This is a genomic window from Streptomyces sp. NPDC055400 (assembly GCF_053644375.1).
The window spans coordinates 121,109-136,770 of record NZ_JBSHLM010000016.1 but is presented as its reverse complement, the minus strand read 5'-3'; the positions used below and the strand labels follow the sequence as shown (position 1 = coordinate 136,770).

Annotated in this window: 15 protein-coding genes; 6 read left to right on the top strand and 9 right to left on the bottom strand. The window is 71.1% G+C overall.

Annotation, left to right across the window (positions count from 1 at the left end; genetic code table 11):
* Nucleotides 1–52: 52 nt before the first annotated feature.
* From ACWIGU_RS34680 to ACWIGU_RS34670, 3 genes are read right to left on the bottom strand one after another with little or no spacing between them, the layout of a single operon-like run.
* Entirely contained in the window at nt 53–646 is a 594-nt protein-coding gene (locus ACWIGU_RS34680) for a TetR/AcrR family transcriptional regulator (protein ID WP_356280404.1), read from the bottom strand.
* A gap of 26 nt (nt 647–672) precedes the next feature.
* A complete protein-coding gene (locus tag ACWIGU_RS34675; protein ID WP_454405642.1) occupies nt 673–2,340 on the bottom strand; it encodes a class I adenylate-forming enzyme family protein in 1,668 nt (555 codons plus the stop codon).
* Nucleotides 2,337–3,104 carry an SDR family oxidoreductase gene (locus tag ACWIGU_RS34670; protein ID WP_454405641.1) on the bottom strand — a complete coding sequence of 256 codons (768 nt, stop codon included), beginning with the start codon at nt 3,102–3,104 and terminating at the stop codon, nt 2,337–2,339. Before ACWIGU_RS34670 ends, ACWIGU_RS34675 begins: the two co-directional genes overlap by 4 nt.
* Nucleotides 3,105–3,253: 149 nt before the next feature.
* Between ACWIGU_RS34670 and ACWIGU_RS34665 the strand changes: the two genes are divergently transcribed.
* Nucleotides 3,254–4,504 carry an exo-beta-N-acetylmuramidase NamZ family protein gene (locus tag ACWIGU_RS34665; RefSeq protein ID WP_454405640.1) on the top strand — a complete coding sequence of 417 codons (1,251 nt, stop codon included), beginning with the start codon at nt 3,254–3,256 and terminating at the stop codon, nt 4,502–4,504.
* Between the two features lie 156 nt (nt 4,505–4,660).
* Nucleotides 4,661–5,914, top strand: a complete 1,254-nt coding sequence (locus tag ACWIGU_RS34660) for an MFS transporter (RefSeq protein ID WP_454405751.1) — start codon at nt 4,661–4,663, stop codon at nt 5,912–5,914.
* 44 nt (nt 5,915–5,958) lie between these two features.
* On the opposite strand, the gene ACWIGU_RS34655 is transcribed toward ACWIGU_RS34660, so the two are convergent.
* Nucleotides 5,959–8,814: a penicillin acylase family protein gene (locus ACWIGU_RS34655; protein ID WP_454405639.1), complete on the bottom strand. Its 2,856-nt coding sequence runs from the start codon at nt 8,812–8,814 to the stop codon at nt 5,959–5,961.
* 256 nt (nt 8,815–9,070) lie between these two features.
* On the opposite strand from ACWIGU_RS34655, the gene ACWIGU_RS34650 reads away from it, so the two are divergent.
* On the top strand, nt 9,071–9,673 hold the full coding sequence (locus ACWIGU_RS34650; RefSeq protein WP_454405638.1) for a hypothetical protein: 603 nt from the start codon (nt 9,071–9,073) through the stop codon (nt 9,671–9,673).
* Nucleotides 9,674–9,757: 84 nt separating this feature from the next.
* Here the strand turns inward: ACWIGU_RS34650 and ACWIGU_RS34645 are convergent, their stop codons facing one another.
* Both ACWIGU_RS34645 and ACWIGU_RS34640 read right to left on the bottom strand, forming a co-directional pair.
* Nucleotides 9,758–10,612, bottom strand: a complete 855-nt coding sequence (locus ACWIGU_RS34645; protein WP_454405637.1) for an ABC transporter permease — start codon at nt 10,610–10,612, stop codon at nt 9,758–9,760.
* Nucleotides 10,609–11,547, bottom strand: coding sequence for an ABC transporter ATP-binding protein (locus ACWIGU_RS34640; protein WP_454405636.1), 939 nt, complete (start codon nt 11,545–11,547; stop codon nt 10,609–10,611). Before ACWIGU_RS34640 ends, ACWIGU_RS34645 begins: the two co-directional genes overlap by 4 nt.
* 133 nt (nt 11,548–11,680) lie before the next feature.
* On the opposite strand from ACWIGU_RS34640, the gene ACWIGU_RS34635 reads away from it, so the two are divergent.
* Both ACWIGU_RS34635 and ACWIGU_RS34630 read left to right on the top strand, forming a co-directional pair.
* The gene (locus ACWIGU_RS34635; protein ID WP_454405635.1) at nt 11,681–12,901 is read left to right on the top strand and encodes a sensor histidine kinase; all 1,221 of its coding nucleotides are present in this window, start codon (nt 11,681–11,683) and stop codon (nt 12,899–12,901) included.
* Nucleotides 12,898–13,560, top strand: a complete 663-nt coding sequence (locus ACWIGU_RS34630) for a response regulator (protein WP_454405634.1) — start codon at nt 12,898–12,900, stop codon at nt 13,558–13,560. Before ACWIGU_RS34635 ends, ACWIGU_RS34630 begins: the two co-directional genes overlap by 4 nt.
* 11 nt (nt 13,561–13,571) lie before the next feature.
* Here ACWIGU_RS34630 and soxR read toward each other — a convergent pair whose 3' ends face one another.
* Complete coding sequence (soxR, locus tag ACWIGU_RS34625) at nt 13,572–14,039, bottom strand: redox-sensitive transcriptional activator SoxR (RefSeq protein ID WP_266566075.1); 468 nt, start codon at nt 14,037–14,039, stop codon at nt 13,572–13,574.
* A 124-nt stretch (nt 14,040–14,163) separates the two neighbouring features.
* Between soxR and ACWIGU_RS34620 the strand changes: the two genes are divergently transcribed.
* A complete protein-coding gene (locus ACWIGU_RS34620; RefSeq protein ID WP_454405633.1) occupies nt 14,164–14,625 on the top strand; it encodes a MaoC family dehydratase in 462 nt (153 codons plus the stop codon).
* A gap of 12 nt (nt 14,626–14,637) precedes the next feature.
* Here the strand turns inward: ACWIGU_RS34620 and ACWIGU_RS34615 are convergent, their stop codons facing one another.
* A complete protein-coding gene (locus ACWIGU_RS34615; protein ID WP_266668800.1) occupies nt 14,638–15,276 on the bottom strand; it encodes a TetR/AcrR family transcriptional regulator in 639 nt (212 codons plus the stop codon).
* 74 nt (nt 15,277–15,350) lie between these two features.
* Nucleotides 15,351–15,641 carry a YiaA/YiaB family inner membrane protein gene (locus ACWIGU_RS34610; protein WP_454405632.1) on the bottom strand — a complete coding sequence of 97 codons (291 nt, stop codon included), beginning with the start codon at nt 15,639–15,641 and terminating at the stop codon, nt 15,351–15,353.
* Nucleotides 15,642–15,662: the final 21 nt, after the last annotated feature.

Below are 15,662 nucleotides of genomic sequence, written 5' to 3'. Positions count from 1 at the left end.
CGCACTCGGCTCGAGTGCGGGGGCCCTCGGCGTGTTTCCGTCGTGAGCGGCGTCAGGGGCGCAGTGCGCGCAGCAGCAGGTCCGCCAGGTGGTCCGCGACTTCCTGCGGGGCGAGCGGGCCGCCCGGGCGGTACCAGGTGGAGAGGTGGTGCACGGAGCCGAAGTGGTAGTCGACCACCAGGTCGGCGGGCGTGGCCGTGGAGAACACGCCGGCCTGCTGGCCCTCCTCGATGAGGGCCCTGAACCGCTCGTGGTAGCGCCGCCGCTCGGCCCGGACCTGCTTGTTCTTCTCCGGGCTGAGGTGGTGCATGGAGCGGAAGAAGATCGACGCGTCGTCGAGGTTCTCGATGGTCGTGACGACCACGTCGGCGGCGGCGTCCCGCACCCGCTGCTCCACGGGGGCGTCGGCGTCCGCGAACGCGTCGAGGCGCTCCTGCTGAACGCGGAGCACGCGCGCGTACACCTCGTGCAGCAGGTCGTCCTTCGAACCGAAGTAGTGGTACAGCGCGCCCTTGGTGACGCCGGCCGCCTCGACGATCTCCTGGACCGAGGTGCGGTCGTAACCGCGCTCGGCGAAGAGCCGGGTGGCGGCGGCGAGCAGCCTCTGAGGGACGGGCGTGCCGTCTCCGTCCGACGTCCTGGGCACTGCCGCCACCTGCCTTTCTCCTGCGATCAGCTGTTCTGTGTACGGGAACGCAGTTCCCGCCGGAGGATCTTCCCACTTGTCGTCTTCGGCAGCTCGGGCAGGATCTCCACTTCGCGCGGGTACTTGTACGCGGCGAGCCGCTCCTTGCAGTAGGCGGACAGGTCGTCGGGGCCCACCGAGGCGCCCGGGCGCAGGCTCACGTACGCCCTGACCGTCTCCCCGCGATAGGGGTCGGGGACGCCCACGACGGCGGCCTCGCGCACGGCCTCGTGGGTGTAGAGGACGTCCTCCACCTCGCGGGGCCAGACCTTGAAACCGGAGGCGTTGATCATGTCCTTCTTGCGGTCGACGACGTAGAGCCAGCCGTCGGCGTCCATGAAGCCGATGTCCCCGGTGCGCAGTTCGCCGTCCGGGAAGGACTCGGCGGTGGCGTCGGGGCGCTTCCAGTAGCCGGGCACGACCTGGGGGCCGCGGACGGCTATCTCGCCCTGCTCGCCGAAGGGCACCTCCTGGCCGAGGTCGTCCACGATCCGGACGACGCTCTCGGGTCCCGGGACGCCGACGGCGAGGGTGCCGGAGACGGGGTCGACGGGGGCTTCCTTGCCGGGCGGCACGGAGGCGCAGGGGGCGGTGCACTCGGTGAGGCCGTAGCCGTTGTGGATGTAGGGGCCGAAGCCGGCCCGGAACTTCTCCACGAGGGCGGGCGGCACCGGCGCGCCGCCGGACGAGATCGAGTGGAAGGACGCGAAGTGCTCACGGGTCGCGGCCGGGTGCGCGGCGAGCGCCATGAACGCGGTGGAGGGACCCACGGTGTATGCGGGCCGGTGCTCGGCGAACGCATCCAGGACGACCCCGGCCTCGAAGCGGTACGCGAGGACGAGGGTGCCCGAGTTCGCGAAGGAGGAGACCAGCTCGCAGACCATGCCGGTGATGTGGAAGAGCGGCGCGAGCCCGAAGTACGTGCCGCCTTCGGGGATGCCGAGTCCGGTCCGCTGGCGCTCGGCGTTGTACGTGATGTTGCGGTGCAGGTTCGTGGCGCCCTTGGGCGTGCCACTGGTGCCGGAGGTGTAGCTGATGAGCGCGATGTCGTCCGGGCGCGGGTCGCGGCCCTCAGGCGCCGCGTTGCCCTGGCGGGCGACTGTCAGGAGGTCGTCGGCGTCCTCGGCCTGCGGCTCGACGCGTTCGAACTTCAGGACGCGCTCGTCGCCCCGCGTCTGGAGGTCCAGCTCGCAGGCGGTGAGCACGATCCGTACCGGAGAGTCCGCGGCGGTCTCGCGCAGGTACGTCTTCCAGGCCCGGTCCGAGCAGATCAGGGCGGTGACGTCGGCGTCGTGCAGGACGTGGGTGACCTCGCCCGACTTGTACATCGGGTTGACCGGGACGACGGTGGCGCCCGCCTTGTAGGCGGCGAGGAGGCCGATCACGAAGTGCGGCGAGTTCTGCAGCATGAGGGCGGCGCGGTCGCCGCGTCCGAGACCGCGCGCGGCGAGGTGCCCGGCGACGGAGTCGCTGAGCTCGTCCAGCTCCCGGTAGCTGAGGCGGCCGTCGAAGTAGGCGACGGCGGTGCGGTCGGGAGCGGTGCGGACCGCGGCGCGGAAGGCGTGCAGCACGGAGTCGGCCGGGGTGACCGGGGCCCGCTGTGCCTCGGAGAGCCGGCCGAGCCATGGCTTGGCCGCGTAGATGGAGGAGTTCACTTCTGTGCGGCCTCCCACTTCTGCTGGATGTGGTTCATGTTCGACAGCCAGCGGTCGGGCGTCGCGGCCCTGGCCTCGTAGTAACCGGCGACCTCGGGGTGCGGGAGGATCAGGAAGCGGTCCTCCTCCATGCCCGCGAAGAGCGCGTCGGCGACGTCCTCGGGCTCGATCGCGGTCGGCGCGAGGACGAGCTCCCCGGCCGATCCGGAGGCGGTGAGCATGTCCGTACGCACGCCCTGCGGGCAGATCGCGTGGACCTTGAGCCCGCGATGGCGGTAGGTGAGGGAGAGCCACTCGGCGAAGGCGTACGCGCCGTGCTTGGTGACGCTGTAGGGCGCGGCGCCGACCATCGTGAGCAGTCCGGCCGCGGAGACGGTGGAGACGAAGCGGCCGCTGCCGCGCTCCAGCCAGCCGGGCAGCAGGGCCCGCGCGGCGCGGACGTGGGCCATCACGTTGACGTCCCAGGCGTCGGCCCAGATCTGCTCGCCGGCGTCCTCGGTGCCGCCGGAGGCGAGCCCCGCGTTGGCGCAGTAGACGTCCACGGTGCCGTCCAGGGCGTCCAGCGCCTCGGGCACGATCTCGGAGGCGTCGCCCGGCACCGCTGTGGCGCCGATCTCGTCCGCGACCGCCTTGGCCTTCCCCGCGTCCAGGTCGTTCACGACGACGCGCGCTCCGGAGGCGGCGAAGCGGCGGGCGATCGCCGCTCCGATGCCGCCCCCCGCGCCGGTGACGACGACCCCCGTGCCGTGCAGGCTGTCCACCATCGGTCTCCCTTGACTCGACTTTCCGTCACAGACTAAGCAGTCGGTCAGCTCAACGGAAGAGGTGTCGGCGGTCTGCTTCGTTCCGCGGGGGCGCGGCGCACGCTAGCGTGCGTGCACATGCCACCTTCCGCGATCACGGAGGTCACCACATGAACGTGTCCAGACGGAGCCTGCTCGCCGCCACCACCGCCTCCGCGGTGGCCGCCACGGCGGGCGCGGCGTCCCCCGCGCTCGCCGCGGCGAAGGACGGCGGCCGGCTCCGCACCGGTTTCGAGCGCCTCGCGGACGACGGATACCGGATCCTCGCCGGGCAGAAGGTCGGCTTCGTGACCAACCCGACCGGGGTCACGCGCGACGTCAAGCACATCGTCGACGTGATGCACGCCGACGAACGGGTGAAGCTGACCGCGGTGTTCGGGCCCGAGCACGGCTTCCGCGGCACGGCGCAGGCCGGCGGCTCGGAGGGGCGCTACGACGACCCGGCGACCGGACTGCCGGTCTACGACACCTACTTGAAGAGCGGGCAGACGCTGGCGGACATCTTCACCGCGTCCGGTGTCGACACGGTGGTCTTCGACATCCAGGACGCGGGCGCACGCTTCTACACGTACATCTGGACGCTCTACGACTGCATGGAGGCCGCGCAGCTCGCGGGCAAGAAGTTCGTGGTGCTCGACCGCCCGAACCCGGTGACCGGCCGGAACGCCTACGGGCCCGTCCTGCACAAGGAGTTCGCCACGTTCGTCGGCCGGCGCGAGATCTCCCAGGCCCACGGGATGACGGTCACGGAGCTGGCGCGCCTGTTCAACGGGGAGTACCTGGCGAAGCCCGTCGAGCTGGAGACGGTCCGGATGACGGGCTGGAAGCGGCGCGACTTCTACGACGGGTCGGGGCTGCCGTGGGTGCCGCCGAGCCCGAACATGCCGACGCCCGACACCGCGCTGGTCTACTCGGGCACCTGCCTGTTCGAGGGCACGAACCTCTCCGAGGGCCGCGGCACGACCCGCCCCTTCGAACTGCTCGGCGCCGAGGACGTCGACGGGCGCTGGGCGGCCGCCGCCAATGAACTCCGCCTGCCCGGCGTGGACTTCCGCGAGGCCTACTTCGCGCCGACGTTCTCCAAGTTCCAGGGCAAGACGATCGGCGGCGTGCAGATCCACGTCAGGGACCGGGCCGCGTACGACCCCGTACGCACCGGCATCGCGCTCCTGGTGACGGCGAAGAAGTCCTGGAGCGGCTTCGCGTGGCGCCCGGACAACTGGATCGACAAGCTCACCGGGTCCACCCAGGTGCGGACGATGATCGACGCCGGGGCGTCCACGGACGACGTGGTCGCGGCCTGGCAGGGCGAACTGGCGGCGTTCAGGGCGGTGCGCGGCCGGTACCTGGCGTACAAGTAGGGCGCGGCCCCTGACGTCTCGCGATACGGGACGACCCGTTTCGCTTATTGACTGCCATGTACACGTACAACCACAGTGCAGTACGTGCTCAAAGACGACTCCACCAGGCAGAACACGGTCACCGGCGCGGATTCTGACGGGGAAAGACCCGAGAGCCTGCGCCGCGTGGCCGTCGCCAGTTTCATCGGGACCGCGATCGAGTTCTACGACTTCTACGTCTACGGAACGGCCGCCGCCCTCGTCCTCAACGAGGCGTTCTTCCCGAATCTCTCCTCCCTCAACGCGACCCTCGCGTCCTTCTCGACGTACGCGGTGGCCTTCGCGGCCCGCCCCGTCGGCTCACTCCTGTTCGGCCACTTCGGCGACCGCGTCGGCCGCAAGTCCGTCCTCGTCGCCTCGCTGCTCCTGATGGGCCTGTCGACGGCGTGCGTCGGCCTGCTGCCCGGGTACGGCACCTTGGGCGTGTGGGCTCCGCTGCTGCTCGTGCTGCTGCGCTTCCTCCAGGGCGTGGGCCTCGGTGGCGAGTGGGGCGGGGCGGCGCGCCTCGCCGTGGAACACGCGCCGCGCGGCAAGCGCGGTCTCTTCGCCGCGTTCCCCCAGCTCGGCCCTTCCGTCGGCTTCTTCGCGGCGACCGGCATCTTCTGGATCCTGTCGGCCACACTCGACGACGAGGCGTTCCACTCCTGGGGCTGGCGCGTGCCGTTCCTGCTCTCCTTCCTGCTGGTCGCCGTCGGCCTCTTCGTGCGGCTGAAGATCAGCGAGACCCCGGTGTTCGCGAAGGTGATGAAGGAGCAGGAGGCGAGCAAGGCCCCCGCGCTGGAGGTCTTCAAGCGCCACCCCCGCGAGATCCTGCTCGGCGCGGGCGGCATGGTGGTCGCGTACGGGCTCTTCTACACGGCCACCACGTACTGCCTCGCCTACGGCACCACGACCCTCGGCGTCCCGCGCAACACGATGCTCGCGGTCTCGCTCGTCGCCTGCCTGTTCCTCGCGGCGGGCACCTGGCTGGCCGCGACCCGTTCCGACGCGGGCGGGCGCCGCAGGCTGGTGCTCGCCGGCGCCGCACTCGCGGTGGTCTGGGGTCTGGTCCTCTTCCCGCTCATGGACACCGAGCAGCCCGTGCTGATCGCGCTCGCCCTGGGCGGGGCGCTGTTCTGCATGGGTGTCGTGTACGGGCCGATGGGCGCGTATCTGCCGGAGCTGTTCGGGGTGCGCGTGCGCTACTCCGGGGCGTCGTTCGCGTACAACCTGGGCGGGGTGCTCGGCGGCGCGGTGGCGCCGCTCGTGGCGACGCGGCTCCAGGGCGAGTTCGGCTCGTCCTCGGTGGGCTGGTACGTCAGCGCGATGGCCGTCGTCTCCCTGCTCTGCGTCCTCGCCCTCCCGGAGACACGGGAGCGCGAACTCGGCTGACCTTCCATGGGGCACGCGCGCGCGTGCCCCATGGATGCGGTCGGCTACGGCCGGTGTGAGGGAAATTCGACGACCTGCTGGTACGTCGGGCGGTTCTGCCACTGGATCCCGCGGTGCGTGATGCCGCCGAGTGCCCGGTGGATGATCGTGTCCGAGCACCACTGGTCGCCGGCCTTGCACGCGTCGTCGCCGGGGTAGACCTCGGCGGCGGGCTTGGCAGCCGCCTGCGTGAGCGTGGTGAGCAGGACGTCGCGGCAGGCGTCGAGCTTGCCACCGCCGCAGTAGGCGGCGCCGAGCCTGCCCTTCACCGGCTGTCCGAGGACCGTGCGCAGGTCCTTGTCGACGTAGCCCCACCAGCCGTACTGGAACGCCGATCCCGCGTGCGCGCCGGTGGGGCCGTGGCCCGCGGACGGCGACTCGTCGACGGTCAGCCGGCCGGTGAGCGCCCCGTACAGGTCACCCCCGAGACCGGGTTCGAACTCGGCCTTCACCAGGAGCGGCCACCAGGCGTCCATGATGCGTACGGCATCCGGGTGCGCGTAGGTGTGCGAGCCGGCCGCGGTCTGGTTTCGCTGGGCTCCCGCCTTGCGCCAGGCCTCCAGCTGCTGCACGGCCTTGTTCAGGGCCGGGTCGTCGACGGGTTTGCTGCGGACGACCTCGAGGATCTCGGGCAGCACCTGCTCGCCCCGCAGATCCGTGAGGGCGGCCTCCTCCATGGCCTGGGTGAGCGAGGCCCTGGTGACCCCGCCGTCGGCGACGAGCCGCTTCACGCGCCCGTCGAGCAGATCGGCGCGGTGCACGGCGCCGAGGCTGAAGTTGGCGGCACCGAACCCCTTGGCCTGCTTGTTGTTCCAGGAGACGTAGTAGTCCTGGTCGACGGAGTTCGGGTGCTCGGACGGCGGCGCGTACGCGGCCGTGTTGTCCTTCGGGTCGAAGTCCCGCCACTCGTAGGCCTTTTCGGCCTTCACCGGGAAGGAGGCGTCGACGTCGTCGGCGCGCACCGGGTTGGCGCCGCTGTTGTAGTACGCGATGTCGCGCGAGTCGGCGTAGAACCAGTTGAAGGCGTAGCTGATGTGCTGCGCCGCCTTCTCGAAGGTCGCGGCGTCCTTCACGTACGACGGGTCGTTCAGCATCTGGAAGCCGATGATGGAGTCGGCCTCGTGCCGGTACGTCGAACGCAGTGAGGTGTACGCGACGGGCTTGCCGTCGACCGTCGCGCGGTGCGTGACGATGCCGTACTTCGTGCGCAGGACCTGCATCCGGTAGGAGCCGGCCGCCGTGGAGTCGGCGAGGGTCGGCTTCCAGGCGTTCTTCTTCTCCAGCTTCTCCATGGGCGTGCAGGTGCCGCGGTACAGGTAATCGGTGGACTGCTTGGTGGGGGTGCCGCCGCCCGGCTCGCACAGCTCCAGGGCGTACGTGTCCGTGATGTCCTGGCCCGCCGAGGTCGCCGACCAGGCGTAGTCCTGGCCGCGGCCGAGCTGGATGTACATGCCGACGCCCGCGAACGAGACGCCGCGCGCGCTGATGCCCGGACCCTGGAGCTCCTGCATCATCAGCAGTTGCGGGGCGAAGTACCCGGTCTGCGGGCCGAACACGGCGACCGGATGGCCGGACGCGGTGTGCTTGCCGGAGACGAGGAGGGCGTTGGACATGCCCTTCTTCGAGTCGGAGTTGCGGAACGTGTCTGCGGGCAGCACGCCCTTGTCGTACATGCCCTGGAGCGGCTTGAGCTTCGCCGGTGCCTTGACGGGGGTCCTGCGCCCCGCCTCGGCCGGCTTGGCCGAGCCCTCGCGGTCGTAGACGAGCGGTTCGCTCTCGACGGTGCCCTTGTCGGGCAGCGCCTGCCCCCGCGGGTTCTTCGGCTTGGCCCCGTACGGGAAGCTCGTGCCGTCGTGGATGGTCGTCACGGCCTCGGGGTCGTCGCGCCCGCGGAAGGACTCCCAGACCTCGGTGCCCCGCTCGACGCCGTACTTCTGCTGCGCCGACAGGAGCGAGAGGGCCTGGCCGACCTCTCCCCCGCCGCCGCCCCCGAAGAGGCCGCCGACGACCGAGGCCAGCGCGATCATGTCGGTCACCTTGAACGGCTGGATCTCGCCCACGTTCGTGATCGCGTCGATCTTGCCGGTCAGGACGTACTCGCCGGGGAAGTAGCGGCCGTTCTTCGACTTCTCGCGATAGGCGTTGAGCCCGTCGATATAGGCCTGCGCGTCGTCCATGGCCTGCTTGCCGCGCTCGCCCTGCGTGGTCCTGATGTACTCGACCTGCTTCTCCAGGTCCTGCTCGGTGTACGGGGCCTGCGGCCAGAACTCCTGCTCGAGTCCCTGGTTCGCGAGGGCGCCGCCCGCGAACGACGTGAGCTCCCCGCGGCCGATGTGCCGGAACAGGTCGATCAGCCAGAGCCGGTCCTGACCTGCGGCGTAGCCGGCGCCGAACTCTGTTCCGTAACGCGTGGAACCTTTGACGTGGGGTACACCGTTCTTCTTGTCACGGGTGATCGTCACATCGTCGCGGGGGCGCGTGACGGAACCGACCTGACCATCGGGGACCCCGAAGGAGGAGTCGTTGAAGAACTGGGTGAGGGTGTCGTCCGTCAGGGACGGATACCCGGCGGAGAGCGCGTCGTAGGGGCCGAGTTGATCGTCGGCGTGGGCGGGCTGGGTGCCGAAGACGCGGTGGCCGAGAATCTCGGCCAGCGTGGCGCTGCCGTTCGCACCGGGCGGCAGGATGTCCGCGCACCGGCCGGCGCAGTAGTCGGGCGCCGGTGGCGGCTCCGCGGCGGACGCCCCGCCGGCCGGGGACAGCAGTCCCGCCGTGAGGACGAACACCGCTGTGGCGGCCGTGCGCTTGAGAGTTCTGCGGAGGCTTCTGTGCTGGGTGGTTCGTGGGGTGCGCCGTCGCATGCCTGATCCTCCCGACGATGGTGCGCCGGAGGTTACCGGCGGTAGACGCCCGGCTGAAGATGAACATGCGTCACTTTTTCGGAATCGCCACACGAGACCCCCTGGGACGTACCGGCCCCAGGAGGTACCGCTGATGGAGCCCATCGGAAATCGGATGGAGCGACATGGATCCGAATCGAGTGTCGATACGTCTATTCGGCGACGTCCGTTCGACGACGACGCCGAAGTACATGTACGTGTGACGGAGGTGCAGGCGATGGCCGGATTCCGAAGTCTGGCGAGACAAACGCGCGACCCGCGCAACGATCTGGCACTGCGGCGGTACTCGCTGCGCAAGTGCCTGGAGCGGTTTGCCCCTTACGGGCACCGTGCGACCTGGGACCACCTGTGCTCGCGGGCCGGGTTCGACCCCGAGGACCGCTCCCCCGAGCCGGCGCGGCTGACGGCCGCGCTCGACGAGCTCGAGGAGGCGCGGGCTGTCTGGCTCGCGTACGAAACCAAGTTCGCGGAGCGCCGCCGCAAGGAGAAGCACGACGGGCTGCGCAGGCCGGGCACGGTCGACGACTGGCACCGGCTGACCTGGGGCGGCTTCGGCGTCGCTTGGTGCGACGACCCGATGGTCCACCCCCGCGAACCCCTCGCGGAGGTCCTGAACCGGCTGATCGCGGCCCTGGAGCGCGAGCCCGGCACGGCCTGTCCCGTCTGCACCGGCACGTCACTCCTGTGGAAGCACGACCTGGCGCACGAACCGTCGTCAGGACCGGTCTGCACCCACTGCGGCATCGTGGTGCCGCGCCCCGTCCTCACCCCCGCGTCCCTGGCCGGAGCCTGGCGGGCGCGGGTCCTTGTCTCGGCGTGAGCGCATCGGCACGGGCACGACGGGGGTGCCGCCCCTGAGCCGCACCCCCGGTCCACTCGCGCGCCTCGTCGCGGGTGGATGCGGTCACACGTCCCGGCGCCGCACGACGAGCAGCGCCAGGGCGAGCGTGACCAGCGGCCAGAGGGCGTACACGGTCCAACTCCCGGCGATCGTGGCCCCGTTGTACGCCTCCACCGGCGTTCCGTAGATCTGGGCCAGGCGCTGCCACGCGTTGCGCACCATCGCGTTGGCGAAGGCGGCGGACAGCGGCTTGCGGGACGAGAAGAACACCGGCAGCAGGAGCAGGACGAAGGAGCCCGCGACCACGGTGGTGGCACTGTGCCGGATCAGGACGCCCAGGCCGAGGCCGACCAGGGCGCACACCGGGGCGAGCAGGGCGGACGCCGCGACGGCCCGCAGTGCGCTGGGGTCGCTGATCGGGACGGCGGCGTCCCGTCCGCTGAGGATGGCCTGGGCGACGAAGAACGAACAGAGGGCGACGAGCGCACCGACCACGGTCCACAGGGCGGCCTGCACGACGGCCTTGGCGAGGACCACGGCGCCGCGCGCGGGGACAGCCACGGTGGTGGTGCGGATGAGGCCGCTGCCGTACTCGCTGACCGTGGCGATCGCGCCGACGGCCACGGCGGCGAGCATCACCGTCAGATACGCCTCGGCCGGAAAGGCGTCGCCCAGCGAGAACGGGTGCTCCCGCTGCGCGAGGGCGCTGTAGGACGGGAAGTTGTTGTAGTCGGCGAGGGCGCGTGCCGCGGCGACGCCGGTCGCGACCAGTGTGACCAGGACGATCAACCAAGGCGTGGAGCGCAGCGACCGTACCTTGATCCACTCGGCGGCGACGAGGTCGGCGAAGCGGGCGGGCGGTTCGTCCACGACCGCCGTGATCGTGGTGGGCCCGGTGCGGGAAGTCGTGCTCGTCATCGGGGCTGACCCGCCTTTCCTGCGTCTCCCGACAGGTATTCGACGCTGCCGGCGGTGAGTTCCATGAACGCCTCCTCCAGCGAGGCCGTCCGGTCGGTCAGCTCGTGCAGCATGATCCGGTGCTCGAAGGCGAGCGCTCCGATCCGCTCGGCGGGCAGCCCGGTCACGGCGATCCTGGCCACTCCCGGCGGGCCGTGCGGCGCGACGGACGCGCCGGCCGCCGCGAGGACGGCCGTCAGCTCACCGGCCTGCGGCGTCGCGACCAGCACGCTGAAGCGGGTGCTGCGGCCCGCGAACTCCCGTACGGACTCGGCGGCGATGAGACGGCCCTGCCCGATCACGACGAGCTGGTCCGCGGTGCTCTCCATCTCCGTCATGAGGTGGCTGGAGAGGAAGACGGTGCGTCCCTCGGCGGCCAGGCGGCGGAAGAGGCCGCGGACCCAGAGCACGCCCTCCGGATCCATGCCGTTGATCGGCTCGTCGAACATCAGGACAGGAGGGTCGCCGAGCAGGGCCGCCGCGATGCCGAGCCGTTGCTTCATGCCGAGCGAGAACCCGCCGATGCGGCGCCCGGCCGCCTCGGTCAGGCCCACCTCGGCCAGCACCTCGGCGACGCGGCCGGCCGGGATCCGGTTGCTGCGCGCCAGGGCGGCCAGGTGCGCGGTGGCGCTGCGCCCGCCGTGGACCTGCTGCGCGTCGAGCAGGGCACCGACGTGGCGCAGGCCGCGCGGGTGGGTGCGGAAGGGGACACCGCCGACGGTGGAGGTCCCGGCGGTGGGCGCGTCCAGGCCGAGGAGCATCCGCATGGTGGTCGTCTTGCCCGCGCCGTTGGGGCCGAGGAAGCCGGTGACCTGTCCCGGCCGCACGGTGAAGGAGAGATGGTCGACGGCGGTCTTGTCGCCGTACCGCTTGGTGAGTTCGCTGACTTCGATCACGAGGGCAACGGTGCCGGTGCGGATGTGGGGCGCGCATCGGCCCGTCGGCGGCCCTCCCCAGGGACGGGATGCACCCGTGGGATGCAGCCCGTGGGCTCATGCCGGGCGCGGGCCGCGCACCTACGATCCCTGTGTGGACGCCACCTCGCTACCCCCGCCGCCCAAGCGCACGTTCGGGCGCTCCCGCTCCGTCCTGACCTGGATCGGCGCGGTCCTGTATCCGTTCATGGCGCTGCTCCCCGCGGTCCACGCGGACCGGCGGGCGCCCGGCATCCTCCCGGCCTGCGGATCGGCGCTCGCGGCGGTCCTGCTCGTCGGCGTGATCCGGCGCAGGCCCATGGCGGCCCTGGTCATGACGCTGCTCGTCACCGCCCTCGTGCCGCCGGTGGCCAAGGACCACGGCCCTGTGTGGTTCGTGCCGTTCGTCACGGTCGACATCCTGCTCGGGTACGTCGTCGCGACCCGCACCCCGCGGGCGTCGGTGGTCGCCGTCTGCCTCACGTTCCTCACGCAGTGCCTGACGATCCTCGGCTTCACGCACGGGCCCGACAACCTCGTCGTGATCGGGACGATCGCCCTCCTGGCGCTGGTCACCGCCTGCGTCGTGGGCCTCCTCGGCAGCGAGCGCCGCCGGTACGCGCATGAGCTGCGGGCGCACGAGGTCGCCGAGGCGATCACGGCCGAACGGCTGCGGATCGCCCGCGAGTTGCACGACCAGGTCGCGCACAGCATCGGCATCATCGCGATCCAGGCCGGAGTCGGCAGCCGGGTCATCGAGACGCAGCCGCTGGAGGCGCGGGCCGCCCTGAGCGCCATCGAGGCCACGAGCAGGGAGACCCTGTCGGGGCTGCGGCGCACGCTCGTCGCGCTGCGCAGGTCGGGCCCTTCGACGGAGTCGGGGGCGGCGCCGTACGGACCCGCGCCGGGCCTCGGTGACCTGGAGCGCCTCACGGCCACGACCACGGACGCGGGCGTCGAGGCCGACCTGCGCTGGAGCGGGCAGCGGCGTCAACTGCCGCCCGACATCGACCTGTCGGCGTACCGGATCGTGCAGGAGGCGCTGACGAACGTGGTGCGGCACTCGGGCGCCGGACGGTGCCGGGTGACCGTTGGGTTCGGGGAGGATGAGCTGTCCGTGGAGATCGTCGACGAGGGGCGTGGGATGCGGGGCGCGGGGACGGGCGTGGGGTTCGGGATCACCGGGATGCGGGAGCGGGTGGCGCTGCTGCACGGGGAGTTCAGCGCGGGGCCGCGGCCGGAGGGCGGATTCCGGGTGGCGGCACGGCTGCCGCTTCCGGAGCCGGTGGCCGCACCGGCGGAGGGCACCGCCGCGGCCGGGGCGGACGCCCGATGACCGTGCGCGTAGTGCTCGCCGACGACCAGCCGCTCGTACGCTCCGGGCTGCGCGTCCTCATCGCCGACACCCCCGACCTGGAGGTCGTCGGGGAGGCCGCGAACGGCGAGGAGGCGGTACGGCTGGCGAAGGAGGTCGGCCCCGATGTGGTCGTGATGGACATCCGGATGCCGGGCATGAACGGGATCGAGGCCACGAGCCTGGTCACGTCGGGCCCGGGGGCGACCCGTGTGCTCGTCCTGACCACCTTCGACGAGGACGACCACGTCTACGGCGCGCTGCGCGCCGGCGCGAGCGGCTTCGCGGTCAAGGACATGGCGCTCGACGACATCCTCGCCGCGATCCGGGTCGTCGCCGCCGGGGACGCGCTGATCGCGCCGGGGATCACGCGCCGCCTCATCGCGGACTTCGTGGGGCGCCCCGAGCCGTCGCCCGCCCGCGCGCCGCGCCCGGTCGAGGGCATCACCGAGCGGGAGCGCGAGGTCCTGACACTGGTGGGGCTCGGCCGGTCGAACAGCGAGATCGCGGACGAGCTCTACATCACGGTGGCCACGGCCAAGTCGCACGTGGCACGCCTGTTCACCAAGCTGGGCGCCCGGGACCGGGTCCAACTGGTCATCATCGCCTACGAGTCGGGGCTGGTCTCGGCCCCCCGCTGAGCGGCAGCCCCTCAGGCGCCCTCCCGGTTCTCCTTCATCAGGCGGGAGCCGGTGAGGCGCTCGCCGAACACGTCGTCCGGGTTGGAGAGCACACAGTTCTCCAGGGACAGACAGCCGCAGCCGATGCAGTCGGTCAGATGGTCACGCAGCCGCCCCAGCTGGGTGATGCGCTGGTCCAGTTCGGAGCGCCAGGCCTCGGAGAGGTGCGCCCAGTCCTCGCGGGTCGGGGTGCGCCCCTCGGGCAGCTCGGACAGCGCGTCGCGGATCGTGGCGAGCGGGATGCCGACGCGCTGCGCGGCGCGGATGAACGCGACTCGGCGCAGGGTGTCGCGCTGGTAGCGGCGCTGATTGCCCGTCGTGCGGCGGCTGCTGATCAGGCCCTTGGCCTCGTAGAAGTGCAGGGCCGAGACGGCGGCTCCGCTGCGCGCCGACAGCTGACCGACGGTGAGTTCGTGGATCTTCACTGGAATCTGGGGCACTGTGCCGAGCCTACTGGGCGGACCCTCCCGTCGTTGACAGAGGTCGCCCGCCCTAGCATGCTGAGCAAGCGCTTAGACAATGCCTTAGAGATCCGCACATGGTGCACACATGGGAGGCCAGGACATGGCAGAGCCGAGGGTTTTCGCGACGGTCGACGAGCTGCGCGCGGCGGTGGGCGAGCAGCTGGGGTACAGCGACTGGGTCGAGATCGAGCAGAAGCGGATCGACCAGTTCGCGGACGCCACGGGTGACCACCAGTGGATCCACGTCGACCCCGAGCGCGCCAAGGACGGGCCGTTCGGCACGACGATCGCGCACGGTTATCTGACCCTGTCGCTGCTCCCCCTCTTCGGACCGCAGCTGATCAAGGTCGACGGCATGAAGATGGGCGTGAACTACGGGACGAACAAGGTCCGCTTCCCCGCCCCGGTGCCGGTCGGCTCCCGGCTGCGCGCCACCGCGAAGATCACCGGCGTCGACGACGTGTCCGGCGGCGTCCAGGTCTCGGTCGCCTTCACCGTGGAGCGCGACGGCGGCGACAAGCCGGTGTGTGTCGCCGAGTCGGTGTCCCGCTACTACCTCTGAGCCCCGCCGGGGTCAGGACACCCGGGCCCCCACCATCCGCAGGACGAGGTCGGCGTACAGCGCGCCGACCTCGTCGGGCGTCCGGCGGCCCTCCGTGTTGAACCAGCGCGCCACGTCGATGCAGAGCGACAGCACGGCCAGCGTGGTGCCCGGGACGTCCGGGACGTCGAACTCCCCCGCCTTCACACCGTCGTTGATGATCTCGCGCACGGTCGCGTCACTCTCGCGGCGCAGGGCCACGATCTCGGGCCGGTGCTCCTCACCCAGCGAGTCCAGCTCGTACTGCACGACGCGCGCCGTCAGATGGCGTGCCGCGTGCCAGCGGACGAAGGACCGTACGGCCTCGGAGAGCCGCTCGGAGGCGGTGCCCTCCTCGGCGGCCGCGTCCTTGAGGATCTCCAGGGCCTTCTCGTGGCCGATGCGGCTGATGCGGAGGAGCAGGTCCTCCTTGGTCCGGTAGTGGATGTAGAGCGCGGCCGGGCTCATGCCGGCCCGGCTCGCGATGTCCCTGGTGGTGGTCGCGTGGTAACCGCGCTCCGCGAACGCCTGGACGGCGGCGATCAGCAGCCGCCTGGCCGCGTCCGGGGTGACCTCGGCCCAGGACATGTCGTCCGTGGCAGCCTCGTTCTGGCCGTGCCGCTCCGCGCTCATCGCTCGCTCACATCCTCCCGTGGACAGGACGAACACCATACCCCTAGAGGTGAGCGAGCGCTTAGTTCTCTCTGTCAGGCGGCGGGCTTGAAGGGGTCGTGCTCGGCGAGGATCTTGTCGATACGGGCCTGGTCGATACGGCTGACGACCTGATCGACCTCCTGACGGTCCCGGATGACCTTGGCGAGCGTGAACGAGGAGGTCGTCAGATAGAGGACGGCGATGGCGAGGAAGCCGCGCACCCAGCCGCTGGCGTCGATGCGGTAGATGCCGACGGCGGTCGCCAGGAGCGCGAGCGCGAAGGAGGCGACGGCCTGTCCGTAGAAGGCGTTGGTGGTCCTGTGCTTGACCGGTGTGTCACTCATGGGCGACAGCATGGAGCGGAC

Bases quoted from the DNA above. Each gene is read 5' to 3' on its own strand.
- ACWIGU_RS34630 (WP_454405634.1), top strand. From the start codon at position 12,898: ATGACCGTGCGCGTAGTGCTCGCCGACGACCAGCCGCTCGTACGCTCC.
- ACWIGU_RS34655 (WP_454405639.1), bottom strand. From the start codon at position 8,814: ATGCGACGGCGCACCCCACGAACCACCCAGCACAGAAGCCTCCGCAGA.
- ACWIGU_RS34670 (WP_454405641.1), bottom strand. From the start codon at position 3,104: ATGGTGGACAGCCTGCACGGCACGGGGGTCGTCGTCACCGGCGCGGGG.
- ACWIGU_RS34645 (WP_454405637.1), bottom strand. From the start codon at position 10,612: ATGACGAGCACGACTTCCCGCACCGGGCCCACCACGATCACGGCGGTC.
- ACWIGU_RS34620 (WP_454405633.1), top strand. From the start codon at position 14,164: ATGGCAGAGCCGAGGGTTTTCGCGACGGTCGACGAGCTGCGCGCGGCG.
- ACWIGU_RS34610 (WP_454405632.1), bottom strand. From the start codon at position 15,641: ATGAGTGACACACCGGTCAAGCACAGGACCACCAACGCCTTCTACGGA.
- ACWIGU_RS34650 (WP_454405638.1), top strand. From the start codon at position 9,071: ATGGCCGGATTCCGAAGTCTGGCGAGACAAACGCGCGACCCGCGCAAC.
- ACWIGU_RS34615 (WP_266668800.1), bottom strand. From the start codon at position 15,276: ATGAGCGCGGAGCGGCACGGCCAGAACGAGGCTGCCACGGACGACATG.
- ACWIGU_RS34665 (WP_454405640.1), top strand. From the start codon at position 3,254: ATGAACGTGTCCAGACGGAGCCTGCTCGCCGCCACCACCGCCTCCGCG.